This is a genomic window from Streptomyces sp. NPDC048825, from assembly GCF_043198355.1.
Lineage (GTDB): Bacteria > Actinomycetota > Actinomycetes > Streptomycetales > Streptomycetaceae > Streptomyces > Streptomyces xiangluensis.
In genome coordinates this window covers 690,006-712,851 of sequence record NZ_JBICUR010000001.1, presented here as the reverse complement: position 1 = coordinate 712,851, position 22,846 = coordinate 690,006, and the positions used below count along the sequence as shown (strand labels likewise).

Genomic DNA, 22,846 nt, shown 5'->3' with positions numbered 1-22,846 from the left:
CGCGATCGGAATCCACTGCGGGTGCCACCGAGGTCCGTAGTCCCGCTCCGGATCCCACTCGTCATAAAGACGACGGCAGGCGCGACACCTATCGTGCGCGCCTGCCGCATTGCGGCCTTTCAGCCCTTCGGTGCGACGCGGATACGGTTCCCGTCAGGATCGGCTGCGAGGAAGGTCAGCCCGAACCCCGCATCATGAGGCTCGCGCAGGATCGTGACCCCGTTGGACTTCCACTGCTCAAAGATCGCGTTGAGCTCGTCGGGTCGTCCACCGTCAATGGCCAGGCAAACCTCACTGGTGCGCGGGACGTCCGGTGACAGATCCTCGAACTGGCCAGACCACAGACCGAGGTCAGCGCCTGGCCCGAGGTCGAAGGTGATGTATCCCGGAGTCTCGAACGAGGGGCTCATGCCGAGGAGATCGCCGTAGAAACGAGCTGCGGTGGGAGCGTCGTTCACGTAGACGATGGACACGACGGATGTGGTCATGGTTGTTCCTTCTCACAGGTGGTAGGTGCGCATCCACCAGCCTGACCGGGATATGCGCCGCATCGTGTCGCAATTCCTGAAAAAATTGGTGTGTGACCCCAGACCGCTTCTTCACCCTGATGCTGCTCCTCAAATCGAGGGATGCCGTGACCACACAGGAACTCGCCTCAGCGCTCGGGGTGTCCCTTCGAACCATCACCCGAGATCTGAACTGGCTCCGCGACGCCGGTCTGCCGGTGACCGCACACCGGGGCCGCCTCGGAGGCGTGACCATGCTGCCCGGATCCGGACTCGACCTCACGCGACTCACACCGGGCGAGCGTGATCATCTGTCGCTCACTGGGCTGGATGAGAAGCAACGTGCGGAGCTCAACGCATCGGTCGAAAGCCAGCGCGCGCTCTCCAAGATCGCCGCTACACAGCCACGTCGAGTTCATGAGCTCCTGCCGCTCACCGACGTAGTGCACGTGGACAGCCGTCCCTGGCGTCAGGCACGAGCTTTCGGCACGACTCCGGCTTCGCTGATCGGCGCAGTGCGGCGAGGTCGCCGGCTACGGATCGAGTACGACAGCCCACGCGAGTCATGCCCACGCGACCTGGTCGTGGATCCCTACGGGCTGTTCGCCAAGGCCGGCATCTGGTACCTCGTCGCAGACTGTGCCCGAGTGCCACGGATGTACCGACTCGAACGGATCACGACGTGGAAAGAAGTCGACCAGCCACGACGGATCCGCGAGAGCCAGACCCTGGCCACCGTCGCTGCAGCGCTCATTGCTCAGTGGGAACACAACCACGCGATAGATGTCAGCGCCACCATCGACCAGACCCAGATCGAGCGAGCGCAACGGATCTTTGGCCTACGACTCGTCTGGGACGACCATGAAGAATCCGCCACCGGCCGCAAGGTAACAATCCGCTTCCTGCATCTGGAGGACGTGCGAGCACTACTGCCGTTCGGGAGCGCCATCACTGTGCACGGCCCCACCGAAGCCAGGGCTCACCTTCGCGACCTCGCCACCAATCTTGCCCACCACTATGCGCCGTCACCAACGTCCTGACCCGCAACATCTAACGGTTGATTGGGATCTCGTAGACGATCTCGCAGTGAGCGGCGGGCACCACGATGTCCGCCGTCTCCACGGGCCGCCCCTGGTCGCTGTAGTACGTCCGGCGGATGTGCGTGACCAGAGCGGCCTTCTGGATGCCGAGAAGTGACGCCTCCTCGGCGGTCGCTTGCCGTGGCTCGCGCTGCTCCACGGCGTGGCTGACGGTGATGCCGATCTCGGCCATGCGGTTCACGACGCCCGCCCCGGCGTGCGGCCCTCCCTCGGGCAGGACGACGAGGGTGCCGGCGGTGAGGTCGTACGGCTCCCAACTCGTCGACAACTGCACCGGCCTGCTGTCGGCGAGGAACTCGTACGCGGTACGGACGCATGGGTCACCCTCGGCGATACCGAGACGCGCCGCGATCTCCGTCGGCGCCGGGACCTTGGCGTCGGTCCGGCTCTCCCAGTCCCCCTGCCTGCCCACAGCCTTCATGTCCGCGCGGAACGGGGACCCGTCGGGCTGCTCGCGCGCCGCTGAACGGACAACTCGCACCCGCTGTCGGGGCTCGGCGACATACGTACCGGAACCGGCGCGGCCCTCCAGCACGCCCTGGGAGATCAGCAGCTCCTGTGCCCGGCGCACCACGTTCTCACCCACGCCGCACTCCTGGCCGATCTGGGCACGGGAGGGAAGACGGTCCCCCGGCTCCCACACGTGCCCCGCGATCCGCCGCCGGAGTTCGTCGGCGATGCGGAGATAGGGCGGCTGCTCAGGCATATGGAAAATCTAGTCCACTAGCTCTAATCTAGTTAACTAGCTTCACTCAAAGTGATCGCCGGTGACGGAGGCTGCCCTGTGCCCGCTTCGGGAGTTAGCGCGGCGGCCATCGCCGCCCGGTTATCGGCCGTCGGGCTCCCCACGCGCGTGGAGGAGCACGCCCGACACACGACGGTCGAAGCGGAGGTGCCGGAATCACTCTCCGCCGAGTCATGGCGGGAGGCCCTGGAAGCGGTGGCCGAGGCCGATCAATTCGGGCTTCTCGCCACCAGCTTGAACGGCCGCACCCTATGGGCGGTCGTACGCAAAGCGGTCCCCACGACGGGCGATGTCGGGGGACCGAGCCATCAGCGATAAGGAGCTGAGCAGCGTTGCTCAACCGTATCCGTCGTGCCGTCTCGCTCACCAGGGAGCGGCACCGCCCCAAGGGCAGGCACCGCCGCCCCTTAACATCCTCTGGGCCGACAGCCGCCTTGGCACACCCTGCGCTCACCGGCAGGTCGACGACCGCCCAGGGACGGCACCCGGACCGCGCGGACTTGCTCGCGGGTGAGGACATTGCGCTCGTCCGTCCGTACATGCTGGCCTGGGAGAAGCGCGTACGGCAGCGCTCGATTGTGGTAGCTCGCCATCTGCCGGCTGAAGCCTGGTCCGCCCTCGCGGGGGTCCGCTGATGCCTCCTCGCCAGCGGCCTCGCATCACGCACGCTGAGGCCGCTTCCTACCGATCGTCCTCATGCCGGATCGGCACGCACCATGCCTGTGCGGAGTCCTCCCCGGCCGCGGCCCCGATGGACATTCCGGTGATCTACGAGGCATGCGACTGCCCCTGCCACTCGGCATTCGACCAGTCCACGCTTGTGGAGGTGAAGCGGTGAGGGAACGGGCACCCAGCGGCGCGCTGGCATCCACCGTTGAGGTCACCTCGACCACCGTGCAGTGCGGCGACGTCATACAGGTCGGCGGCCGGGCGTGCCGGGTGAGCAACCTCTTCCAATTGCCCCACGGGGCCAAGCAACTCCTGTTCGAGTCGGGTGAGTTGCTGACCATGCACACGCGGACCCGGCTCGTCGCCGTGCGGATGCTGAGAAGGCGGTGATGGAGTCCGTGCCTTCTCGCCATCACAGCATTGCCGATGACCTCCGGCACCAGATCACGACCGGCCGGATCAAGGCTGGCGAACGCCTTCCCTCTGAGACCCAGCTAGCAGGTCAATACAGGGTCAGCACGCCGACGCTGCGGAATGCTCTCGCAGTGCTTCAGGGGGAAGGCCTCGTCGAGAAGATCCACGGCAAGGGGAACTTCGTTCGTCGTCCCCTCCGCAAGATCACATACGTCGGCGGATGGGGCACGTTGGACCCGTGGACCGCTGCTGACGCGGCTCTGCGCGTCACTGTCCGCAGCACCGCGGTCCGGGCGTGCGGGCATCTGACAGCCCTGTTGAGGGTGCCGAACGGTACGCCACTGACCGAGTTCCTCTACATCAGCCACGAGGGAAAGTCGCCGCACAGCCTGGCCCGCCTCTACGTCCCGCGTGACCTGACGCCGACCTCAGTACTCGGCGACGGAACCGCAAACGAGGGGACAGTCACGAGGTTCGCCATGCTGAGCCCCCCGCCGGCCGAATTCCGGGAGACGGTATGCGCCCGCCTCCCGACACCGGACGAAGCCTCGACCCTCCGGATCAGCTCCGCCGTGGCGGTTCTCGCGATCACACGCGTCGCCGCCGACAGCGCTGGGCGGGTCGTTGAGGCCGCGCTTCTGGTGTTCCCAGGGGACCGCGTCGACGCGGTCTTCACCACCCACCACGTGATCGAGGAGAGGCAGACACAAGGATGACAGCCCGAAACGAGCTAAGGCTTCTCCCGTGGTCGGGGCCGGAAGGCAAGCCCTGCTATCTCAGCACCGACGACCGCGAAGGCTACATGTCCCGCCTGGCGGACAACATTGAAGCGGTCCAACTCGGGATGGCGGCCGAACTACTGGAGCAAGCACTAGAAGTACTCGGCGACGAGGATGCGGAGCTGGGGGAACTGCGCCCCCTGGCAACGAAGCTGACCGAAGCCTTGCAGGACGTGCTCCGTGTCGCGACCAGCCGCGGGCACCTCTTGGCGGTGAGTGAACCTGACCGCTCCTGAAGGGTAATCAGAAGCCGCGGCTGGTAGCGCCGACCTTCGCTTCGCGGTAGCGCACTCACCTTGGGTTTCAGCGAGTTGCCTGGGGTGGTGATCAATCGCAAGCCGGGGCTAGCCTTACTGGGCCTTATCTCTGAGAGGGGGGCGCCTCGTCGCGCACGGTGCCGAGACGCAGCCCCAGAGATGAGGTGGAGTGATGGAAAAGTCGAACCCTTCCCCGGAGACCAGGGGGAAGATTCGCGAGGTTGCTGGTCGGCTCACGATCGCGTTGGGGGCTCGTGCTCTCTGGGCGTTGGTCGAGAAGCTGTTCAGTAGCCGCTTCGAGGGGTGACGCCAGTGTCCCCCCAACCGACGCCCTGGGTGTTCCCCCGTGCTCAGGGCCGATGCATCGAAGCCGCCACTCCAACCGTCAGGGACAGCCCCCCTTTCTGCCCCTTGGCGTCTTGCACCAGGGCTGCATTGACCCACACTCTTGCCCAGCTGGCGCAGTACCTCACAACCACCACGCTTTCCAACTGTGATGGTGGGGTGGTGAGCTGCGTGCAGAGTCGTTCACCTGCGTTCATGCGGGGCCAGTCCTGGGATCGACTTCAACCTTCGGTCCCGTCTGAACGTCCGTGAACGGCGCTGAATGAGACGGAAACTGAGACGGACAGGCGCGCTGCGGTCCTGCTCACGGACTTGGCGTCGCGTCGTCGAAGTAGCCAAGGACTTGGCCACACGGTGTCCAGTGGTCCCGCGGGCTAACGCCCCGGGCGTCGGCTTCGATACAGGCGCTTGGCGTGGGCAGTTTCGACAGGCCGTCCTCGATGACGCTGTCTGGGACGGTGTTGGAGACATCAGGCTGGTCTATGTGTGTCTCCGTGACCGTGACGGTTGGTGTGGGACGGGGCTCACCGTCCCGAAGGCCAAGGACGAACGAGATGCCGCCGAGGAACATCACGAAGGCCAAGACGGCGAGGAACAGCCACCACACAGCAACGAGCAGGCTGGGTTCCGCTGATGGCCGGCGAGTCACCATGGCTCATCATCTCGCTCGTAGGCGGTCTGCGCTGCGGTTTCAGCAGCGCTCAGATGGCTGGCCCAAGCTGCCTCGGGCCAGAGCCTTGAGCTTGGGAGGCTAAGTGCCTGTTGCTGAACCGGGTGCTTCGGTCGGGTGTGTGAGCGCGCGATCCCCCCACTGTGTGGTGAAGCTGGGGGACAGCGGTGCCGTAGATGGCAGAGGTTCGGGCCAAACGCTGTCAGGCAGACAGCAGGTAGCGCACCGCTGTCTGTGCCAGATTGGCGATGAACGCGTCGTCCTCGACAGGTGCTGGCCTGGCGAATCCCGGACCGTAGGCGATACGGATGACCGACGCGGCGAAGACGGTGCTGAAGCAGGAGTGGACCGCGGTCTCGACGTCGGGGAGCGTGATGGCGTCCGCCGCCCGAAGGACCACCTTGGCGAATCCGTTGCCGAGCTCCTGGCCGTAGCGGGAACCTCGGCGCCGGACTTCCGGATGCGACGCGGAGGTCAGGACGACGGCCCGTAGGAACCGTTCGTGGCGCAGGGACATGCCGACCGTTTCGGCCACTGCGGCGCGGACGAGTTCGGCCGGAGGTAGGTCTGCCCATCGGCTGTTGTCGGAGAAGACCTGCTGCTCCGCGCGCAGGCGCTGGATGCCGTGTTCGTAGACGGCGAGGAAGAGAGCGTCCTTGCTGGTGGTGCGGGCGTAGATGGCCGGCGGCGCGACTTCGGCCCGCTCGCATACGGCGGCGATGGTGAACGCCTCGTACCCGCCGTCCTCCAGGATGGACACCCCGGCATCGAGCACCCGGTTCCATGCTTCGCGACTGCGGCGCTGCTTGGGCGGCCGGATCTCCAGGTCGGCCGTCTGCGCCGCTTGGGCCTCGCCCATGACCTCAGCCTCTCATTCCCCAGGTGCATGCACAGGTCTTGACTGAACCGTAGTTCACACTACAGTCTGCGGCTAACAGTAGTGCTCGCTACTGTTTTCCTCTCGATGACGCGAGGTATCCCCATGCCTGTTCCGAACAACCCCGGCGGCCGCGTCGCCGTCCTCGGCGCCGGTCCGGCCGGTATGGCTGCGGCACTGTCCATAGCCCAGGCCGGTCACGAGGTCACCGTCTACGAGCGTTACCGCGAGGCGCGGCCGGCCGGCAACATCCTCAACCTGTGGCCGCCGCCCCTGAAGGCGCTCCGCGTACTCGGAGTGGACACCGAAGACCTCGGCTCCCCCACGGATTCCGAGTTCCGCAACCTCCGTGGCCACGTGCGCGTGCACGTCAGGCAGGACCCGGAGACCAAGCGCGCATACGGCGGCGGGTTCATCGGACTGCTACGGCCCGAACTGTACGAGCGGATGCTCGCCGCCATCCCGCCGGGCACGCTCCGGTTCAACCAGCAGGTGACCCGGATCGAGCAGAACGAACAGGCGGTCACTCTGCACTTCGCCGACGGCAGCACAGCGGAGCACGACGTACTGGTCGGCGCCGACGGCATCGACTCGCTGGTACGGCGCACGCTGTGGGGGGATACGCCCAAGCGCGAGCACCGACTGCACATCTTCGGCGGATTCACCTTCACCAACGTCCCCGGCAGCGAACCGAACATGTCCGTCCTGACGCACAGCAGGACAGTGCAGGGAAGCTGGACATCGATCCGGCACAAGGGCCGCGACGGCTTCCAGTGGTGGGTACTCACCGCCACCGACCCCGACGCCCCGGCACCGTCCGACCTCAAGGCCGCGGCCACCGCGTTGGCCGCGGCGTTCCCCGCGCCCCTGCCCGGGCTGATCGCCCAGACAGAGCCGGACAACGTGCAACGCTGGGTGCTGCGCGACCGGCCCCGCCTGAAGCAGTGGTCCAAGGGACGGTCCACCCTCGTGGGCGACGCCGCACACCCGACCTCGCCCTACGCCGCCTACGGCGCGGGCATGTCCATCGAGGACGGCTACTTCCTCGGCCGGGCCCTGCGCGGCGTCGACCTCACCGACCCCACCGCCGTACAGCGTGCATTGCAAAGCTACGAGGACCCGCGCAAGCCCCACACCGCCCGGCAGGTCCAGCAAGCATGGATTCTCGGCAAGGTCTTCCACCACGCGCCGGCACTACTGCGGCCGGTCCGGGACTTCATCCTCGACCACACCCCGCTTCTGCAGAAGGTCGCAGGCGACACCAACCCCCGCGAAATCCAGAAGCAACTGGCCCTCATCCAGGACTGACGTACCGCTGGAGGGGATCTGGTCGATCCTACGACGAGGGGTCCTGGTCAACGTCGCCTTCACTGAGAAGCCGCTCAACGGATCATGGAACGTGCGGGTCGAACAGGGTTCCTGGTCGGGTGATCTTCTGGCGGTACGCGCATGAAGACAGGGCCTCTCGGTAGCTCGGGGATGCGAATCTGACCGAGCAGTGCCGGGAGGCCCTGGTGTCGTTGTTGTACGCGTCCGAGCCCGTTCAGTTCAACTCGGCTGCTCCATCGTGTGATTGCCTCGCGCACGTGTACGGCAACGCGGCCGACCATCCAGACCGGGAACGCCGGTATCCCTCCGACATGTCGGACGCGGAATGGGCGGCCATCCGGCCTTTGCTGCCAGTCCCGGCCTGGCTCCAGGGCAGAGGCGGGCAGCCCGAGGGCTACTGCCACCGCCAGCTGCTGGACGCGATCCGCTACCTGGTCGCGGGCGGGATCTCCTGGCGGGCGATGCCCGCGGACTTCCCCGACTGGGGCCGGGTCTACGCCTTCTTCCGCCGCTGGCGCGAGCACGGGCTGCTCACAGAATTCCACGACCGGCTGCGCGGACGGGTGCGTGAGCGGGAGGGCCGTGAGGCCGAGCCGACGGCCGGGATCATCGATGCACAGTCGGTAAAGGCCGCGGCCTCGGTGCCGTCCGTCTCACGCGGCTGGGACGGCGGGAAGAAAGTGGGAGGCCGCAAGCGGCACATCGTGACCGACTGCCTCGGCCTGCTCCTTGTCATCGCGGTCACCGCCGCGAACATCGGCGACCGCGACGCCGCGACGGGCCTGCTAACCCGGCTGCGCCGCCTGCACCGCGACATCACCCTCGTCTGGGCCGACGGCGGCTACACCGGCGGCCTGGTCGACTGGTGCCGGCAGAAACTCGCGCTCACCCTTCAGGTCGTCAAGCGCACGGACGACATGGAGGGGTTCGTGGTGCTGCCCAGGCGCTGGGTGGCAGAGCGCACGTTCGCGTGGCTGATGCATTCGCGCCGGCTGGCCCGGGACTACGAGACGTTGCCGGCCAGCAGCGAGGCAATGATCCGGTGGTCGATGGTCACGCGGATGAGCCGGCGCCTGGCAAGGCCACGGGCCGGCGGCCGGCGCTGAACATCCCCGACGTCTCCTGCACGAGCCACCCGCGCTCCGCCAGCCGCCTGGCCTTCGAGCGCACGCCCTCGACCTTCGCCGACGTCGTCCCAAGGCCCAGCTCCACCGTGATCTCCCTGGCCTTCAGCGGTCCCTGGCCCGCCCGCTGCCGCTCGTCGAGCACGCCCAGGATCCGCTGGTAGTGCGGCGCCAGCACCGTCACCAGCAATCCTTCGCGCCAAGGTGGCACGATCGAGCCCGGCACCGGCGCGGGCGAGGGCACGGTTTCCTGTTCCGCCTCGGCCTCGGTCACGGCGGTGGTCTCGGCAGCCGAGGCTGCCAGGGCCTCGACCAGCTCTTCCCGCGCGATCACCCGCCGGTCCAGCTCGATCTCGGCGGCCTCCAACACCCCAGCCAACCGGGCGACTTCCTCCCGTAGCCCTTCCACCCGCACACGGGCCGCTGTCTCCCGCCCCTCCAGCATTCCCAGCACCGACGCCATCGCGCACCCCTTGCTCATGGAGCGGAAACAAGACGCCGCATGCCTCCCTCACTACGAGCGAAACCATGCCTGACCAGCAGAGATCAAGCGATCATGTTCGGTTGAGACACGGGTTCTAAGAGGTCCTAACAAAGGCGCTGGACGAGTCGGTGGGTGATGAGGCAGGTGGCGAGGCCGAGGAAGGCTTCGTGGATGTCGTCGCGTCGTTCCCAGCGGATCCGCAGGCGGCGGAAGCCGTGCAACCAGGCGATCGTGCGCTCGACCACATAACGGAAGATGCCCAGGCCGCTGCCGTGTTCCTCGCCGCACTCGGCGATGACCGGACGGATCCCACGGGCCCGGAGCAGGCGGCGGTACTTGTCGTGGTCGTAGCCGCGGTCGGCGAGGAGCGCGTCGGGTCGGTGTTCGGCCCTGGCCAGAAAGGTGCAGGCCCAACTGACCTGCGGCTGAGCGGTTGTTGGTGGTCGTCGTCGGTCGTTGCCGGTCGTCGTCGGAGGTCCCACGGAGGTCCCAGAGAGGGCCCCAACCTGGGGCGCGTCGGGACCTCTAGCGCTAGAGGTCAGACCCTCTACCGCTAGAGGTCTTGAGGTGAACGCGTAGATCGCGTTTACGCGGTGAGTCCCGCCCTTTCACAAGCGGCTTTGTACTTGGGCGTGCAGATCTGATCGATCGTGTACATGCCGTCCTTGACGACCGTGTCCTTGATGTTGTCGGCGGTCAGGGAGATCGGCGTGAGCAGGACGGCCGGGATGTCGTCGGTGGTGGGGCTGTCGACCATGTCTGTGGCGATGTCGCCGAGTTGTTCACCCTGGGCCAGGGCGACGGCCATTTCGGCGGCGGCCTCGGCCTCAAGCTTGAAGGGCTTGTAGACGGTCATGTACTGCTCGCCGCTCACGATGCGCTGTACGGCCGTGATGTCGGCGTCCTGGCCGGTGACCGGGGGGAGCGGTGAGACCTTGGCGGCCCTGAGGGCGGAGATGACGCCGCCAGCGAGGCCGTCGTTGGCGGAGTAGACGCCGTCGATGTTGTCGGCGCCCAGAGCGGAGATGGCGCCGGACATGTTGATGTGGGCGTTGTCCGGATTCCACTCGACGGTGTCGTACGCCTTGCCGATCTTCACCTTCCCCTGGAGGACGGACAGGGCGCCCCTCTTGAAGGCGGCCGAGTTCGGGTCGGCCGAGGAGCCATTCATCATGACGATCTGCCCGCCGTCCGCCTTGTCGCCCATGGCCTTGAGGAGCGCCCGGCCCTGGATCTCGCCGACCTTCTCGCCGTCGAAGGAGACGTAGCCCGAGATCGGGCCCGTGGCGAGGCGGTCGTAGGCGACGACCGGGATGCCCGCGCGATCGGCCGTCTCGACCGAGGATCGGGCCACCTTGGCGTCGACCGGGTCGAGGATCAGGACCTCGACCCCCTTGGTGACCATGGAGTGAATCTGCTGGTGTTGGGTGGCCACATCCTCCTTGGCGTTGGCGTACTCCACCGTGCAGTCGCCGCACAGGTCCTTGATCTTCTTCTCGATCAGGGGCCTGTCGAACTGCTCGGCGCGAGGGGTCCCGGCTCCCGGTAGCAGCAAGCCGATCGTCACGCCGGAGGTGTTCCCGGCGTTGCCGCAGGAGGCCAGGACGACGGCCAGGGACACCGCGGCCACAGAGACGGCGGCACGGCGCAGGTAGAGCTTCACGTGCGGGCACCTCCTTACCCGTCGACCGGACGCCGATCAGATCCCCGTCCCAGTATGGGCAGGCACAGGGTTCTATGCGCAGGCACAGGGTGCGGAGGGCTGACCAGACTGCAGCAAGGGGCGGACGTTCCGGAGCCGCAAGTGCGCCGAGATACAGAACCGCTACAGCGCGGAACCAGCAGCTCAGGACTACCTGACTCTGAAGGTGTACGCGCACCTCATGCCGAGCAGTCGGGAGCGGGCCCAGGGATGAACACGTGCGGATCGGCGTCTCGCTCGATGACGCCCTTCAGCGTCCGGCCAAGGAGAAGGTGCCCCTGGTCCACGGTGATCTCGTTCTCCAGCCCCTGCAGACCCACGGTCGCGCAGGTACCGGGCGAACGCAGCACCCCCAGCGCCTGCTCGATCACACTGCCCAGACCGACGGCGTCGACCGTGTAGTGCAGTCCCCCGGCGGTGAGTTCAAGGACGTCCCATACGACGTCCTTGGTCTCGGCGGGATTGAGGACACGCGTGGCACCCAGCTCGAGCGCCAGGCCCAGGCGCGCCGCATCTCCGCGTAGCCAGAGCCCTCCACCCGACACCCGACAACCGACAACCGGAAATCTCCCCCATCCTGCCAGTCCTGACGTCCACACCAGGCGGAACGCATGACGTCGCCCTAAGAAGGCATCCTGATCCAGGTAAGCCATCCCCCAGTGCGCAGCACTGTGCCGTCTGTCTCGCCCTTCCACGGGTGAGGGTGGAGCATGGGCATTAACCAGCGAGGAGGCCCGTCAGGCAGTCCAGAGGCATGCAGTACGAACCTGGCGGTACTCGCCGCTCTCGTCGCATGCCGCGGGTAAGGGCGACTGACCGCTGAACGCAGCGTCATGGAGCAGCACCGGACATGTCCAGGAAGCAGTCGTCAAGGCCGAGGACGAACGGGATCACACCCCGACGGCGTGATCGCCTGTGGGAGCCGCAGTCCCCTGCGCCTCTACCTGACCCGACCGCTCGCGGTAGGCGTGAGCAGTCGGCCACCTTATGCATCGGCGAGCCGCAGATCGTGGTCTGCGAGGTAACGGCTGCCGGGGCGTCCTTCTCATCGCGGCGATGTCGGCGGCGTCGGGATCGCGCCGGACGGCGGCGGCGAGAAGGTGTGCAGCGCAATCGTCGTGCCACCGCGCGAGCCGATCGTTCTGCGGCCGAGCCCGTGGTGGCCGGGAGAGGTCTGTGACGTGAAGAGCGATGCGAAGACCCGTGTGCGGAACATGACCATCGCCGTGAGCTTGGTGCTGGCATTGGCCCTGGGTGGCTGCGGAGGCAGCGACGTCAGATCCGAGAGGGGCAGCGTCACTGTCGGCGTACTGCTCCCGGCGGCTGGGGCGGCCTCTCGCACCGGGCAGTTCGACAAGCCCTTGATCGAGAAGAAGCTGAAGGAGCTGTGCCCGGACTGCCGGGTGCAGTCCACCGACGCCAAGGACGATGTCACGGTCCAGCAGCAGCAGATCGACTCCATGCTCACCAAGGGGGTCGATGTACTGATACTCATGGCCGTCGACCCCAAGGCGCAGCGCTCCTCGGTCGCGGCTGCGCACGAGCAGGGCGTCCCGGTCGTCGCCTACGACCGGCTCGCCGAAGGCCCGGTCTCGGGTTACGTCACCTTCGACGGTGCGCAGGTCGGCAGGGCTCAGGGCGAAGCGCTCCTGAGGGCCATGGGCGCCCATGCGCAGGACGGCCAGATCGTCATGATGAACGGCCCCACGACCGATCCCAATGCAGGGTGGTTCAAAAGGGGCGCGCTGTCCGTCCTCCGGGGCAGAGCGAAGATCGCCCGGTCGTACGACAACATCGACTGGCGGGCGGGGACCGCGCACACCAACATGTCCGGAGCCATCGCCGCCCTGGGAGGGGAGAACATCGATGGCGTGCTGGCCGCCAACGATCACCTCGCCGGCGGTGTGATCTCCGCCTTCAAGGTCGCCGGCATCACGCCACTACCGCCCATCACCGGCCAGGACGCCGAGCTCGTGGGCGTGCAGCGTATCGTCGGCGGCGAGCAGTACATGACCGTCTACAAGCCGTTCAAGCCGGAGGCCGACGCCGCCGCCACCATGGCCGTTGCCCTGGCGCGCGGCGAGAAGCTCGACGACCTCGCCGATACCAGGGTCGACAACGCCTCCACGAAGGACATCCCGACTGTGCTGCTCGATCCGGTCCCGGTGACCGTCGGCGACATCAAGGACACTCTCGTCAAGGATGGCATATACACGATCGACCAGATCTGTACCCCGGAACTCCGGTCCGCGTGTGACGAGGCCGGACTCACATAGGTCTCAGGGCCAGGCGCACCGCCGAGCAGGCGCTGCCCGGCGGTGTGCTCATGGCCTCAGGACGCCTCTTGCGGCGGGCCGCCGCCTGCAGGCGGACGAGGGTGTCGTGGCCGCCTTCGTCCCAGTACCGGGCGAGCAGGCCCGCGTTGTGCAGGAACAGCACCGTGCGCGGTGCCGCGGCGCGGGCCAGCAGGCGGGCTTCGACGCGCGGCCAAACAACCCGGACGAAAGAGGCGAGGCCTCTCTTGATCTGGCACGGGGCGGATCCCGCGTCGGCGCGCAGGACCTTCTCCCGTTCCTGGCCCTTCTCCGCGGCCAGCGTCCGGAATTCGGCCAGGAATTCACGTCCCCGTCCCAGGTCGGCACTCTCGACCGGATAGGAGAGAATTCTCGCCAGTGAGTCCCTCACGGACTTCGATTCGCTGATTGCGACTGCCGTCGACTTGGTGGAAGAAAATGAGTTTGTCAAGGATCTCCTGATAGCCAAGTATCCGATGATCTATGTGGACGAATACCAGGACTTGGCGCCAGCATTGGACCGCATCGTACGGGTTCTTTGCCTTGAGGGGCGTAAAAGGGCCCTGCTTTTCGCGGTTGGAGATCACAATCAGGCTATCTACGGGTGGACGGGCACCAGGCCGGAACTTCTTCACGAGTTGAGTTCTCATCCTGCAGTAACAAGGGTAGAGCTGAACAAAAATTATCGCTGTGCCCGGAATATCATTGCTCACGCCAGCTTGCTGCTTAACGTAGGGGGGTGCAGGGAGTCTCCGACGGCGGCACAGTGAAAGCTTTTTGGTGCAGGACTGGTGTGCACGAACAAGCCGAGCGGTCAGCCGACATCGCTGAGCGGGAGATTGCTGCAGGGACTCCCGCTCATGAGATCGGCGTACTGTGTCCGATTGGATACTACTCAACTGTAGTAGCTGAGGTTTTTAGGAGACGTGGAATCCCGGTTTGCGATAACGCAAGCCCGTACGGATCGTCGAAAGTTTCCATCTTTATCGAGAAGTTGGCCGCCTGGGTCGCACACGGAGATTCCGGGAAAGGAGTTGACTTCTCTGACCTGGCTGCCGACTGGCGGTTCCTGCTGCGTAGAGAATCCGACGATATTGACATTCACGTCGGATTGGTGAAGCTGGTGAAAGAAAGTTCTGCTGACGAGGGCGAGTACGCTCTCGATTTCATAAAGCGGCTTCTCGCCGCTGGGCTATCAGCAATTTACAAAGATCCAGCAACATCAGAAGACGCCTCAACCCTCGACGAGATGCTAGAGGCTTTCGAGGACGGTGGGGATCTTTCCGAGTGGACGACCTCAGATCTTGCTCACCGCGGAAAGCGAGACGGGCGGGTCGCCCTATTTACAGTCGCTTCATGTAAAGGATTGGAATTTGACGTTTCGGTAATCCTGGGTGCAGAAGAAGGAATGATGCCTCACTTCCTTTCGCTTCGCGATCAAGAAAAAGTGGCCGAGGATCGTCGAAAATTCTATGTCGCGGTCACTCGCTCAAGATGTAAGACCTACGTGCTCTTTTCCGGTTTTGCTGAATGGGGGCCTGGGCGTTCAGGTAGGCCAAGTGGGCCGAGCAGGTTCCTGAAAGAAATGAACCTGATCGAATAGCCGCATGGCCAAGGTCGGTGGAGCGGCTTTGGGCTGGAGCTGCTTTGGCGCGAGTGATCATGGCCCCGTAAGCTTCCGGCGCGTCGGGCAGTCTGTGGACCTGCCCGGTAAAGCACGACGTTGGGGCCATGATCTTCGAGGCTCGCGCCAAAGTGGCTGCCTAAAGCCGTGGAGCCGACCGCCCCAGCCACGACGTATCCCTTCTCTCCGCTCAAGCGGCTGATTGCTCTGAGCGCGGCACGGGCGACCCGACCACCCTCGGCGACCTGCTGAGGGTGGCTTCGGCCTCCGACTTCGACCGCTGGCACGAACAGATCCGCCGCACCGGCGGCTGCGCCGACCCCATCCACCTCACCGGCTGGACCCTCGCCAAGGACAAGACCACCGGCGAGACCCTGCACCACTACTCGACCGAGAACGAGCCGGGCGGACGCCTCCGCGTCGCCTGCGGCAACCGCCGAGCCTCCCGCTGCCCCTCCTGCGCCTTCACCTACGCGGGCGACACCTACCACCTCATCCGCGCAGGCCTGGCCGGAGACGACCGCCGCGACATCCCCGCCACGGTCCGCGACCACCCCCGCGTCTTCGCCACCCTCACCGCCCCCTCCTTCGGCCCCGTCCACAACCGGCCCGACCGGGGCACCTGCCGCTGCGGCACCCGCCACGCCCCGGATGACCCGGTCCTCGGCACCGCACTCGATCCGGCCACGTACGACTACGCGGGCGCCGTCCTGTTCAACAACCACGCCGGGCAGCTGTGGCAGCGGTTCACCAACCGGCTCCGCCGCGAGATCGCCGCCCGTGCGGGCCTGACCCAGCGGGAGTTGAAGGAGTCCGCCCGGCTGTCGTACGGCAAGGTCGCCGAGTTCCAAAAGCGCGGCGCCCTGCACTTCCACGCCGTGATCCGCATCGACGGCCCCGAGGGACCCGACACCCCGCCGCCGTCCTGGGCGACCGTCGACCCTCCTCGCCGACTCCATCCGCGCCGCCGCAGCGCACGCCTACACCTCGGTCTCCGTCCCCGCCGCCGACGACCAGCCCGCCCGCACCTTCCGCTGGGGCACCCAGCTCGACGTCCGCCCGGTCAAGGCCTTCGGCGACGGCTCCGACATCACCGAACAGGCCGTGGCCTCCTACGTCGCCAAGTACGCCACCAAAGCTGCCGAGAACACCGGCACCCTCGACCGCCGCATCGGCGAACTGGCCGACCTCGACCGGCACCAGGTCCCCGACCACACCCGACGACTCATCAAGGCCTGCAAGGAACTCGACCCGCTCTACCCGGATCGGCGCCTGTGGGCCTGGGCTCACATGCTCGGCTTCCGCGGCCACTTCTCCTCCAAGTCCCGCCGCTACTCGACCACACTCGGCGAACTCCGCCAGGCCCGCGCCGACTTCCGCGCCGCACAGGAACGCGAAGCCCTCGGCCTGGACGACCGCGAGCCGGACACCGTCCTGGTCCTCGCTGACTGGCAGTACGCCGGACACGGCCACACCCCCGGCGAATCCGCCCTCGCCGCCACCATCGCCCGCGACCTACAGCTCAACCGCGAAACCGCCCGCGAAGCCTTGCTCAGTGAAGGGGGCACAGCATGACCACTGCTGTCCGATCACGGAACATGCTCACCCTCGCTGAGGTCTGCGAGGAACTGAGCATCTCGCGTTCGACCTTCTACGACTGGCGTGCCAAGCGGCGTGCACCTCGCTGCATCAAGCTCCCGAACGGCGATCTGAGGATCCGGCGGACCGACCTCAACAACTGGCTCGATGACCGGGAGGACGTCGCCTGATGGAGACGACGTACGACGTCAAGGTCTACAAGATCCTCACGTACAAGGGCGCTCGAAAGACCACCTACACGGTGCGTTGGGTGGTCGCTGGCAGGCGCTGGCGCGAGCCGTTCGACACCCTGGCGCTCGCTGAGGGCTTCCGGTCTGAACTGATCCAAGCCACGGGCAAGGGCGAGGCGTTCGTCATCGCGACCGGGCTGCCGGTGTCCCATCGTTCTAAGTCGGCTGCCATGAGCTGGTACAAGTTCGCCGTTCAGTACGTGGATGCCCGGTGGCCCCAACTGGGCGGCAACAGCCGAAAGAACACCGCCAAGACGCTGACGGCAACCACTCTCGCGCTGCTCCGCGCACAGCCCGTCCAGTTCGATCCCGTGGCCGTGCGGACGGCTCTGCGTGAGTGGGCGTTCAACGCGAATCGTCGATCGGAAGCACCGCGGCACGTCGTGGCCATCCTCCGATGGGTTGAGCGGAACTCCCTTCCGGTCTCGGTCTGGGAGGACCCTGAGAAGGTCGACGACGTCCTACAGGCCATTGACACCCGGCTCGACGGCAAGCAGGCGGCGGCCTGGTCCCGCAAGCGGCATCGCCGGATCCTCAACGTCGTCATGAAGTACGCGATCCGGCGGCGGATCCTGCGGACCAACCCCCTTCCCAAGGGCAAGGAGGCGACGACTGCCGCCAAGACGACCAACGCCGTGGACAAGCGCTGCTTGATGAACCCTGACCAGGCGGCGGCGCTCCTCGACTGGATCCGCCGGCGGCCACGTGGGGGCAAGCGACTGCATGCCTTCTTCGCCACGCTGTACTACTGCGGGCCACGTCCCGAAGAGGCCGTAGCCATGCGCGTATGGGACGTGAGCCTGCCCGATGTCGACGCCGACGACCAGTGGTGCGAACTGGTGATCCACACCGCGACTCCGGAAGTCGGCAAGCAGTGGACCGACACAGGAGAGATCCACGAGGAGCGCGACCTGAAGGGCCGAGCCGAAGGAGACATGCGCACAGTGCCGGGGCATCCAGCCCTGACCCGCATCCTGCGGCAGCACATCGAAGACGAAGAGCTCAAGCCGGGTGATCTTTTGTTCCAGGGCGAGAACGGCGGCATCCTCGCGGGCTCCGTCATCCGTCGGGCCTGGCGTAGCGCTCGCCGGGCGGTCCTGGCTCCGCACGTCTTCGATTCGCCGACCGGGAAGCGTGTGTACGACAACCGGCACACCCGCCTGACCAAGTGGCTCAACGACGGGATCCCGCCTGCTCAGGTGGCCGAGTGGGCCGGGAACAGCGTGCCTGTGCTGCTCGCCACCTACGCCCGGTGTGTCGACGGGCAGCTGCCGGACCTGAAGAGGCGGCTCGAAGCTGCCGGGGATCTCCCCGACCTCTTCGACGCTGATGGCGAGCGAGCCACGTCCCGCCCTTCATCCACTCGTCCCACTTGCAGGCGGAGAACGGCGTCTCTCCGGTCTCCCAGTTGAAGTTATTCACCTTCTGAGCCATGGCTCATCCCTCCCATTGCCGCCATTCCTCGGGCCTTTCCCGAGCGCTTCCCGGCGACACCAGAAGAGTGCCCATCCGGAGAGTCACGGTCAAGCCAGGATTGACCACGCTCGGTAATCGCGCGAAAGGCACCCACGATATGTGGCCCATACACGCACCCCACCTGACCTGCGGATAGTCCAAGTGGCCCCGCTATGTTCCACACGCCCCCGCTGACCTGCGGAGTTACGAGGGAACCAACTTGAGCCCCAATCCCACCAGTCAGGTACCCCCCTACCCGGATCGGCGTACGTCCCTCGAACCACACACCCCGTGTCGCTCTCTCGCCGTCGCCCTGTCGCGCACGCGAGCGGCGCTCTCGACCGCTCCCGCCTCAAGATCACCAATGCGTCAGAGAGTGCGTCAGAGACACCCCAAGAGGAACGCGTCAGAGAGCGTCAGAAAGACCGCTTCTGACGCACGTTCTGACGCCCGCGACGCGTCAGAAGACAGGCGTCAGAGAAGTTTCTGACGCTCATCTCTGACGGTCATTCCTGCACTTCAGGCGCGTCAGAGACGCTTTCTGACGCTTGTGCGTGCCGATGTTCTCGAAGAGAACACATCGGCGCACAGCACAGAAGCGACTGAGCAAGATCAACGACTCATGAGCGCGCTCACGCGCGAACGAGTAGGACATCCATCCCCTGTCGCGCGAGAGGGTCACCTCAAGATCATCTCTATGCCGGCGAGCATCGAGAGCGCGACGCGCACGCGAGACTCACTCACAGCTCACGAGACACCGTTAGGAGCGTCTGAGCGCGTCTCAGGAGCTCTCACACGTGCTGAGCACAGACACGCTCGCTCATCACGTCACAGCTCCCGAGAGAAGCGCACAGAGCTTCAACCGCCAGAAAGCCCCGCCCTTCAACAGGACGAGGCTTCCGACTCGTGATGCGGAACCGTCAGGCTGCCACCGTCTGACGGTACGGCGCACGGACGAGGTTGACTGCCGGGCTGAGTTCGCGTTCCGCTCGCACGAGTTCGAGGGCCCGGCGGATGAACTCAGGGCTGTAGTCCATGCTGCGGAGTTCTCGGTACCCGGCCACTATCTCTTCCAACGTCATTGCCGCTCCTTGCTCCTCACTAGCCTTTACGACTGTGCGCAGCACAGTAATTGCCACTCTGCGGCTGCGCACCGTGTGGCTATTCGGTGACCACGAACCACATTCCCGAGTCGTCCTGTTCGACCGTGCCCTCTTCCTTCTTCACCTCATAACGGGCCTGGCGCGCATTCCTGCCGAGCTGGGTCTGAGTGTGCTTGGGGAACTTCTCCCGCAGCTTCTCGACCACGGAGTCCTGCCATTCCTCGTCGGTCAGCGTCTTGCCTCGCAGGACTCCCACGGCAATCTGACGGTTGCTCGCGGGACGCTTCTTCCCTGCTGGTGTGGAACGCTCCTCGCCCGGCTTCTGTGCCGTCACGCGCACGTCGGTCAGACCGCCACCCGAGCTGTCCACGGCGATGAACGCGACCACGTCGTTGGGTAGGTGCTGGATGTCGCCGCCGTTGTCCTTGACCAGGATGATCTTTGCGTATCCCGCCGTTCCCTTGTGTGACCGCTCAACCATCGCCGTGCGGTACTTGGCGGCCTGGGTGAACTTCTGCTTACGGGTGTGGCCGCCCTCCTTGGTCTCGTCCGACTTGTTCGGGTGATCCAGGATGAGCGAGGTAAGAGAGGGGTTCGCCCGGCGGAGCGGCGTGATGTACATGTCCGCCACACGGTCAGGCCCGACGGCATCCGTGGTCGAATTCTTGCCCACGAATCCGATAGCCGGGTCCAGAGCGTCGATGATGACCAGGTCAATCCTCATGCGGAAGTTCGGGACGTAAGCGGGCTTGTCGATGAAGTGGAAGTACATGTCCGCCAGCACCTCAGGCACGCCCATTCCGATGATGCGCTCTCGCGGAGGAGTCGGAGAAGGTGGCTCGAAGTTCCACCACACCACATGCTGACGGTTGCGCACTGCCTGTGCCGACTGCCAGCAGGCAAGCCACGTCTTGTAAGTGCTCTCCGCGCCAAACACCGAGTTATCCGTACCGGCGTAGAAGAGGGCGTTACCTGAGTCGTCGTTGAACCGGCCAGTGGTCAGGCTGTAGCTCTGCGGAATCTCGAAGGGGACACCCGTCAGGCTCTCCGACTTCTCCCGGACAGCAGCGAGGATGTCTGCCTTGAGCGGCATACGGAATTCACGCCGCGTGTCATAAGTGCCGAGTCGGGTGGGGTGATCGATCTGGTAGGCGTCCAAAGCCTCGCTCTCGACCATTTCAAGAGCCAGGTCCTCTTCCGCCTCAGAGAGCGGGTCGGCGTCCATCTGCTCTTGCCAGTAGTTGATATCTGACGCGGCAGTGTCTAGGGCCTCCTGGTACCACTCCTCAAGTTCTAGAGCCTCGGCGTGCGCAGCCTCTATGTCCTGGACCAAGTCAGACTCAGAGCGGAAGTCAACAACGACCCCATCGGGGCCGTCGAATTCGTCGTTTCCCGTGCCGTCATCGCGTGCGCTACTGTTCATCTCAGTTCCTTTCCGGTTCGTTGGAGTGCTCACCCTCGAACCTCTCGTGTTGGGTGTGGTGAATAGGGCGGAGTTCCTCGGCTCCGCCCTATTCCTTTTCCCGCGCACGCTGGCACTCCCGCATCTCGGCCGGAGTCATGCCGTGCTGGCACTGGGCGTGGTCGGCACGGAACTGGTCGCAGAGCTTGCCTGCCCACACTGTCATGGGATGGTCGCACCCCTCGTGCCTGGTCCTCAACCGGCACAGCAGCCGGGCATAGCTGTTGGTCTCGTGATCGCATTCGTAGTGACTGACCTGGCTCCTCGGCATCTTAGCCGCCTCCCTCTCGTTCGGTATTCGGTGTTACCAAAAGCATAGAGACCCGAATTCCATGCACCGAAATACGCATGGGCATCTACCGAATGTGAGCTGCGACACATTTAGTTACCGGCCGGAAATTAAGAGCCGCGACGAATGCGGAATAGCTCAGCGCAGAGCGAGAGACGTACGCAGTGCAGACGCATGATTAGGACGTCTAGAAGCGCCTGTAAGGCGCTGAGCAGTGCTCGCCGACAGAGAGAGACACGCGAGACGTGAGAGCGCCCGAGAAGCGCACAGAGGCGATTCCAGCAGAGAGCCCCGGAGCCTCACACGATCCGGGGTTCCTGGTGTTACTTCGGGGCCACGTTGACAGCAGCGGCTACGGTTCCGCCAGCGCTCATGAGCAGAGCGGCAACGATGGCATAGCGCCAGTTCTCCAGGGAGCCGACCCGCTGTTCCGTGGTCTCGATCTCGCCCTGTAGTTGGCGGACGTCTGTGCCGTGGTCGGTACGGTCCTCGGTCTGCCGAATCAGGAGGTCATCCAACTTGGCTTCGATACGGACCAGCCGCTCAACATCATCTCTGGACAAGTCACTCACGGTGGCCCCTAGAAGTACGTGGTTACGATCACGACACCAGGAGCGCCATTGCCCCCGATCCGGGCTACTTCACTTGGACCTGCACAGCCGCCTGACCCGCCACCGCCGTAGTTGTGGCCTCCATCGCCGTCTGCGGAACCGGTGGTCACGCCCTTACCTCGTGCGCCATTGCCGAGTTGGGAACTTCCGCCTGAGCCACCGGCAGCGCCCTGTGCCCCAACCTTGATGGCGTGTCCGCCGCCCTGACCGGGAATGGCTAGATCAGCCGTGATGGTGCTGGAAGCCGGAGCGCCGTTGATAGCCACGGCGACCGCGTTGTCAGTGGACAGAGAAGCCCCGCCACCGATACCGCCGTTGGCTGAGACGTACGAGCCGAAGGAGGAGGTACCGCCGTTGCCTCCAGTGGCGGCAGACACCGCTACGCCCCCCGCTCCCACGGTCACAGTCACTGAGGCGTCCAGTGCGTTGGCGCTGAACCAGGATTCGCCGTAACTGCCCCCGGACCCGCCAGCTCCGATGGATGTCTGACTGGCTGCCGTGGCTACTGCACCGCCACCAGCACCGCCACCGGCCTGTACCTGGACCCTCACGAGACGCGCACCCGTGGGCTTTTCCCAGGTGTCCGACTCCGTGAAGGTATCGACCTTCGGGTCCATGGGCTTGGTGTCCACGGTGCCGATGATCAGGTACGTGGTGCCCACCGGAACGAGAACGACCCGAGCGCCAGGGATCGGGTAGTAACCCGCCATGACCGCATAGCGCTTTTGACTGACCACCGACTCACCGTCGAAGATGATCCGGGGATTGATGCCGCCGAGGAAGTCTGTGGGGTCATAGTCGTAATCGATCAGGCCCAGCCTGATGGGCTTTCTGGTCGAGGAGTTCCCGCCCTGAGTCTGGGCGAACCCGGTGACGACACGTAGGAAGTTGTGAGCCTGGTCTGATCCGCCTTCTCCGGCCATCAGTCGTCCTCCAAGTTCAGTACGGGAACGATCGATGTTCCACACCGCCCGCATTGCACGCGATAGATCCCGTCTGCATTCTCGTGGAGCGTTACCGGGAACGGTTGGTCGAACACTTCGCAGGGTGGTGTGGTACAGGTTGAGATGCCTTGCACCGAGAGCCAGTCGGCGGTGTTGTCCGGCCAGTCGCCCGCTAGCAGACGCTCACGGAAAGGCGCGGCCAGCGCCTCGTATTCACTGCGCTTCATATCAAGC

At 65.4% G+C, this 22,846-nt stretch carries 26 protein-coding genes and 2 pseudogenes; 13 read left to right on the top strand and 15 right to left on the bottom strand.

Annotated elements, in window-relative coordinates:
- Positions 1-119 precede the first annotated feature (119 nt).
- Positions 120-488 carry a VOC family protein gene (locus ACGFNK_RS03260; protein ID WP_393411398.1) on the bottom strand — a complete coding sequence of 123 codons (369 nt, stop codon included), beginning with the start codon at positions 486-488 and terminating at the stop codon, positions 120-122.
- A gap of 92 nt (positions 489-580) precedes the next feature.
- Here ACGFNK_RS03260 and ACGFNK_RS03255 point away from each other — a divergent pair, with 92 nt between their 5' ends.
- A complete protein-coding gene (locus ACGFNK_RS03255; protein WP_393411396.1) occupies positions 581-1,546 on the top strand; it encodes a helix-turn-helix transcriptional regulator in 966 nt (321 codons plus the stop codon).
- Positions 1,547-1,556: 10 nt separating this feature from the next.
- Here ACGFNK_RS03255 and ACGFNK_RS03250 read toward each other — a convergent pair whose 3' ends face one another.
- Positions 1,557-2,312, bottom strand: coding sequence for a GntR family transcriptional regulator (locus ACGFNK_RS03250; protein WP_393411394.1), 756 nt, complete (start codon positions 2,310-2,312; stop codon positions 1,557-1,559).
- A gap of 78 nt (positions 2,313-2,390) precedes the next feature.
- Between ACGFNK_RS03250 and ACGFNK_RS03245 the strand changes: the two genes are divergently transcribed.
- The 4 genes from ACGFNK_RS03245 (at position 2,391) to ACGFNK_RS03230 (ending at position 4,449) form a co-directional block, all read left to right on the top strand.
- The gene (locus ACGFNK_RS03245; RefSeq protein WP_386338816.1) at positions 2,391-2,669 is read left to right on the top strand and encodes a hypothetical protein; all 279 of its coding nucleotides are present in this window, start codon (positions 2,391-2,393) and stop codon (positions 2,667-2,669) included.
- A gap of 516 nt (positions 2,670-3,185) precedes the next feature.
- Positions 3,186-3,410 (top strand): hypothetical protein, encoded by a 225-nt coding sequence (locus tag ACGFNK_RS03240; protein ID WP_393411392.1) that lies wholly within the window; start codon positions 3,186-3,188, stop codon positions 3,408-3,410.
- On the top strand, positions 3,410-4,150 hold the full coding sequence (locus tag ACGFNK_RS03235) for a GntR family transcriptional regulator (RefSeq protein WP_393411390.1): 741 nt from the start codon (positions 3,410-3,412) through the stop codon (positions 4,148-4,150). Before ACGFNK_RS03240 ends, ACGFNK_RS03235 begins: the two co-directional genes overlap by 1 nt.
- Entirely contained in the window at positions 4,147-4,449 is a 303-nt protein-coding gene (locus ACGFNK_RS03230) for a hypothetical protein (RefSeq protein ID WP_393411388.1), read from the top strand. The genes ACGFNK_RS03235 and ACGFNK_RS03230 overlap by 4 nt, the downstream gene beginning before the upstream one ends.
- A gap of 670 nt (positions 4,450-5,119) precedes the next feature.
- Here ACGFNK_RS03230 and ACGFNK_RS03225 read toward each other — a convergent pair.
- A complete protein-coding gene (locus ACGFNK_RS03225) occupies positions 5,120-5,467 on the bottom strand; it encodes a hypothetical protein (protein WP_393411386.1) in 348 nt (115 codons plus the stop codon).
- Between the two features lie 220 nt (positions 5,468-5,687).
- Positions 5,688-6,344, bottom strand: coding sequence for a TetR/AcrR family transcriptional regulator (locus tag ACGFNK_RS03220; protein ID WP_393411384.1), 657 nt, complete (start codon positions 6,342-6,344; stop codon positions 5,688-5,690).
- A 123-nt stretch (positions 6,345-6,467) separates the two neighbouring features.
- On the opposite strand from ACGFNK_RS03220, the gene ACGFNK_RS03215 reads away from it, so the two are divergent.
- Together ACGFNK_RS03215 and ACGFNK_RS03210 are read left to right on the top strand one after the other, a co-directional pair.
- Complete coding sequence (locus ACGFNK_RS03215; RefSeq protein ID WP_393411382.1) at positions 6,468-7,670, top strand: FAD-dependent oxidoreductase; 1,203 nt, start codon at positions 6,468-6,470, stop codon at positions 7,668-7,670.
- 332 nt (positions 7,671-8,002) lie between these two features.
- On the top strand, positions 8,003-8,797 hold the full coding sequence (locus ACGFNK_RS03210; protein ID WP_393411380.1) for an IS5 family transposase: 795 nt from the start codon (positions 8,003-8,005) through the stop codon (positions 8,795-8,797).
- Here the strand turns inward: ACGFNK_RS03210 and ACGFNK_RS03205 are convergent.
- The 4 genes and pseudogenes from ACGFNK_RS03205 to ACGFNK_RS03190 all read right to left on the bottom strand — a co-directional run bounded on the left by ACGFNK_RS03205 (position 8,745) and on the right by ACGFNK_RS03190 (position 11,546).
- The gene (locus tag ACGFNK_RS03205) at positions 8,745-9,278 is read right to left on the bottom strand and encodes a hypothetical protein (protein WP_393411378.1); all 534 of its coding nucleotides are present in this window, start codon (positions 9,276-9,278) and stop codon (positions 8,745-8,747) included. The two genes, ACGFNK_RS03210 and ACGFNK_RS03205, sit on opposite strands and share 53 nt — an antisense overlap.
- A 125-nt stretch (positions 9,279-9,403) precedes the next feature.
- Positions 9,404-9,679 (bottom strand): annotated as a pseudogene (locus tag ACGFNK_RS03200) (transposase); the annotation flags it as partial.
- 206 nt (positions 9,680-9,885) lie between these two features.
- Positions 9,886-10,962: a substrate-binding domain-containing protein gene (locus ACGFNK_RS03195; protein ID WP_393411376.1), complete on the bottom strand. Its 1,077-nt coding sequence runs from the start codon at positions 10,960-10,962 to the stop codon at positions 9,886-9,888.
- Between the two features lie 218 nt (positions 10,963-11,180).
- Positions 11,181-11,546, bottom strand: a complete 366-nt coding sequence (locus ACGFNK_RS03190; protein WP_393411374.1) for a zinc-binding dehydrogenase — start codon at positions 11,544-11,546, stop codon at positions 11,181-11,183.
- A gap of 669 nt (positions 11,547-12,215) precedes the next feature.
- Between ACGFNK_RS03190 and ACGFNK_RS03185 the strand changes: the two genes are divergently transcribed.
- Complete coding sequence (locus tag ACGFNK_RS03185; RefSeq protein WP_393412142.1) at positions 12,216-13,277, top strand: sugar ABC transporter substrate-binding protein; 1,062 nt, start codon at positions 12,216-12,218, stop codon at positions 13,275-13,277.
- Here the strand turns inward: ACGFNK_RS03185 and ACGFNK_RS03180 are convergent.
- Positions 13,270-13,686: a hypothetical protein gene (locus ACGFNK_RS03180; RefSeq protein WP_393411372.1), complete on the bottom strand. Its 417-nt coding sequence runs from the start codon at positions 13,684-13,686 to the stop codon at positions 13,270-13,272. The genes ACGFNK_RS03185 and ACGFNK_RS03180 overlap by 8 nt on opposite strands.
- A 37-nt stretch (positions 13,687-13,723) precedes the next feature.
- Between ACGFNK_RS03180 and ACGFNK_RS03175 the strand changes: the two genes are divergently transcribed.
- The 5 genes and pseudogenes from ACGFNK_RS03175 to ACGFNK_RS03155 all read left to right on the top strand — a co-directional run bounded on the left by ACGFNK_RS03175 (position 13,724) and on the right by ACGFNK_RS03155 (position 18,160).
- The gene (locus tag ACGFNK_RS03175; protein ID WP_393411370.1) at positions 13,724-14,065 is read left to right on the top strand and encodes a UvrD-helicase domain-containing protein; all 342 of its coding nucleotides are present in this window, start codon (positions 13,724-13,726) and stop codon (positions 14,063-14,065) included.
- The gene (locus ACGFNK_RS03170) at positions 14,035-14,898 is read left to right on the top strand and encodes a 3'-5' exonuclease (RefSeq protein WP_393411368.1); all 864 of its coding nucleotides are present in this window, start codon (positions 14,035-14,037) and stop codon (positions 14,896-14,898) included. The genes ACGFNK_RS03175 and ACGFNK_RS03170 overlap by 31 nt, the downstream gene beginning before the upstream one ends.
- Positions 14,899-15,164: 266 nt before the next feature.
- Positions 15,165-16,494, top strand: a pseudogene (gene repSA / locus ACGFNK_RS03165) (replication initiator protein RepSA).
- Complete coding sequence (locus tag ACGFNK_RS03160; RefSeq protein ID WP_393411366.1) at positions 16,491-16,688, top strand: helix-turn-helix transcriptional regulator; 198 nt, start codon at positions 16,491-16,493, stop codon at positions 16,686-16,688. Before repSA ends, ACGFNK_RS03160 begins: the two are co-directional and overlap by 4 nt.
- Positions 16,688-18,160 carry a tyrosine-type recombinase/integrase gene (locus ACGFNK_RS03155; protein WP_393411364.1) on the top strand — a complete coding sequence of 491 codons (1,473 nt, stop codon included), beginning with the start codon at positions 16,688-16,690 and terminating at the stop codon, positions 18,158-18,160. Before ACGFNK_RS03160 ends, ACGFNK_RS03155 begins: the two co-directional genes overlap by 1 nt.
- A 963-nt stretch (positions 18,161-19,123) precedes the next feature.
- Here the strand turns inward: ACGFNK_RS03155 and ACGFNK_RS03150 are convergent.
- The 6 genes from ACGFNK_RS03150 to ACGFNK_RS03125 all read right to left on the bottom strand — a co-directional run bounded on the left by ACGFNK_RS03150 (position 19,124) and on the right by ACGFNK_RS03125 (position 22,839).
- Complete coding sequence (locus tag ACGFNK_RS03150; protein ID WP_393411362.1) at positions 19,124-19,285, bottom strand: hypothetical protein; 162 nt, start codon at positions 19,283-19,285, stop codon at positions 19,124-19,126.
- A 79-nt stretch (positions 19,286-19,364) separates the two neighbouring features.
- Entirely contained in the window at positions 19,365-20,729 is a 1,365-nt protein-coding gene (locus ACGFNK_RS03145; RefSeq protein ID WP_393411360.1) for a hypothetical protein, read from the bottom strand.
- An 88-nt stretch (positions 20,730-20,817) separates the two neighbouring features.
- A complete protein-coding gene (locus ACGFNK_RS03140) occupies positions 20,818-21,039 on the bottom strand; it encodes a hypothetical protein (protein ID WP_393411358.1) in 222 nt (73 codons plus the stop codon).
- A 341-nt stretch (positions 21,040-21,380) separates the two neighbouring features.
- Entirely contained in the window at positions 21,381-21,620 is a 240-nt protein-coding gene (locus ACGFNK_RS03135) for a hypothetical protein (protein WP_393411356.1), read from the bottom strand.
- Between the two features lie 17 nt (positions 21,621-21,637).
- Positions 21,638-22,591: a hypothetical protein gene (locus ACGFNK_RS03130; protein WP_393411354.1), complete on the bottom strand. Its 954-nt coding sequence runs from the start codon at positions 22,589-22,591 to the stop codon at positions 21,638-21,640.
- On the bottom strand, positions 22,591-22,839 hold the full coding sequence (locus ACGFNK_RS03125; protein WP_393411352.1) for a hypothetical protein: 249 nt from the start codon (positions 22,837-22,839) through the stop codon (positions 22,591-22,593). Before ACGFNK_RS03125 ends, ACGFNK_RS03130 begins: the two co-directional genes overlap by 1 nt.
- Between the last annotated feature and the right edge of the window lie 7 nt (positions 22,840-22,846).

Coding starts and splice junctions, on each gene's coding strand:
- ACGFNK_RS03185 (WP_393412142.1), top strand. CDS start 12,216: ATGACCATCGCCGTGAGCTTGGTGCTGGCATTGGCCCTGGGTGGCTGC.
- ACGFNK_RS03155 (WP_393411364.1), top strand. CDS start 16,688: ATGGAGACGACGTACGACGTCAAGGTCTACAAGATCCTCACGTACAAG.
- ACGFNK_RS03210 (WP_393411380.1), top strand. CDS start 8,003: ATGTCGGACGCGGAATGGGCGGCCATCCGGCCTTTGCTGCCAGTCCCG.
- ACGFNK_RS03205 (WP_393411378.1), bottom strand. CDS start 9,278: ATGGCGTCGGTGCTGGGAATGCTGGAGGGGCGGGAGACAGCGGCCCGT.
- ACGFNK_RS03260 (WP_393411398.1), bottom strand. CDS start 488: ATGACCACATCCGTCGTGTCCATCGTCTACGTGAACGACGCTCCCACC.
- ACGFNK_RS03130 (WP_393411354.1), bottom strand. CDS start 22,591: ATGGCCGGAGAAGGCGGATCAGACCAGGCTCACAACTTCCTACGTGTC.
- ACGFNK_RS03150 (WP_393411362.1), bottom strand. CDS start 19,285: ATGACGTTGGAAGAGATAGTGGCCGGGTACCGAGAACTCCGCAGCATG.
- ACGFNK_RS03140 (WP_393411358.1), bottom strand. CDS start 21,039: ATGCCGAGGAGCCAGGTCAGTCACTACGAATGCGATCACGAGACCAAC.
- ACGFNK_RS03250 (WP_393411394.1), bottom strand. CDS start 2,312: ATGCCTGAGCAGCCGCCCTATCTCCGCATCGCCGACGAACTCCGGCGG.
- ACGFNK_RS03230 (WP_393411388.1), top strand. CDS start 4,147: ATGACAGCCCGAAACGAGCTAAGGCTTCTCCCGTGGTCGGGGCCGGAA.
- ACGFNK_RS03160 (WP_393411366.1), top strand. CDS start 16,491: ATGACCACTGCTGTCCGATCACGGAACATGCTCACCCTCGCTGAGGTC.
- ACGFNK_RS03225 (WP_393411386.1), bottom strand. CDS start 5,467: ATGGTGACTCGCCGGCCATCAGCGGAACCCAGCCTGCTCGTTGCTGTG.
- ACGFNK_RS03125 (WP_393411352.1), bottom strand. CDS start 22,839: ATGAAGCGCAGTGAATACGAGGCGCTGGCCGCGCCTTTCCGTGAGCGT.
- ACGFNK_RS03215 (WP_393411382.1), top strand. CDS start 6,468: ATGCCTGTTCCGAACAACCCCGGCGGCCGCGTCGCCGTCCTCGGCGCC.
- ACGFNK_RS03235 (WP_393411390.1), top strand. CDS start 3,410: ATGGAGTCCGTGCCTTCTCGCCATCACAGCATTGCCGATGACCTCCGG.
- ACGFNK_RS03220 (WP_393411384.1), bottom strand. CDS start 6,344: ATGGGCGAGGCCCAAGCGGCGCAGACGGCCGACCTGGAGATCCGGCCG.
- ACGFNK_RS03145 (WP_393411360.1), bottom strand. CDS start 20,729: ATGAACAGTAGCGCACGCGATGACGGCACGGGAAACGACGAATTCGAC.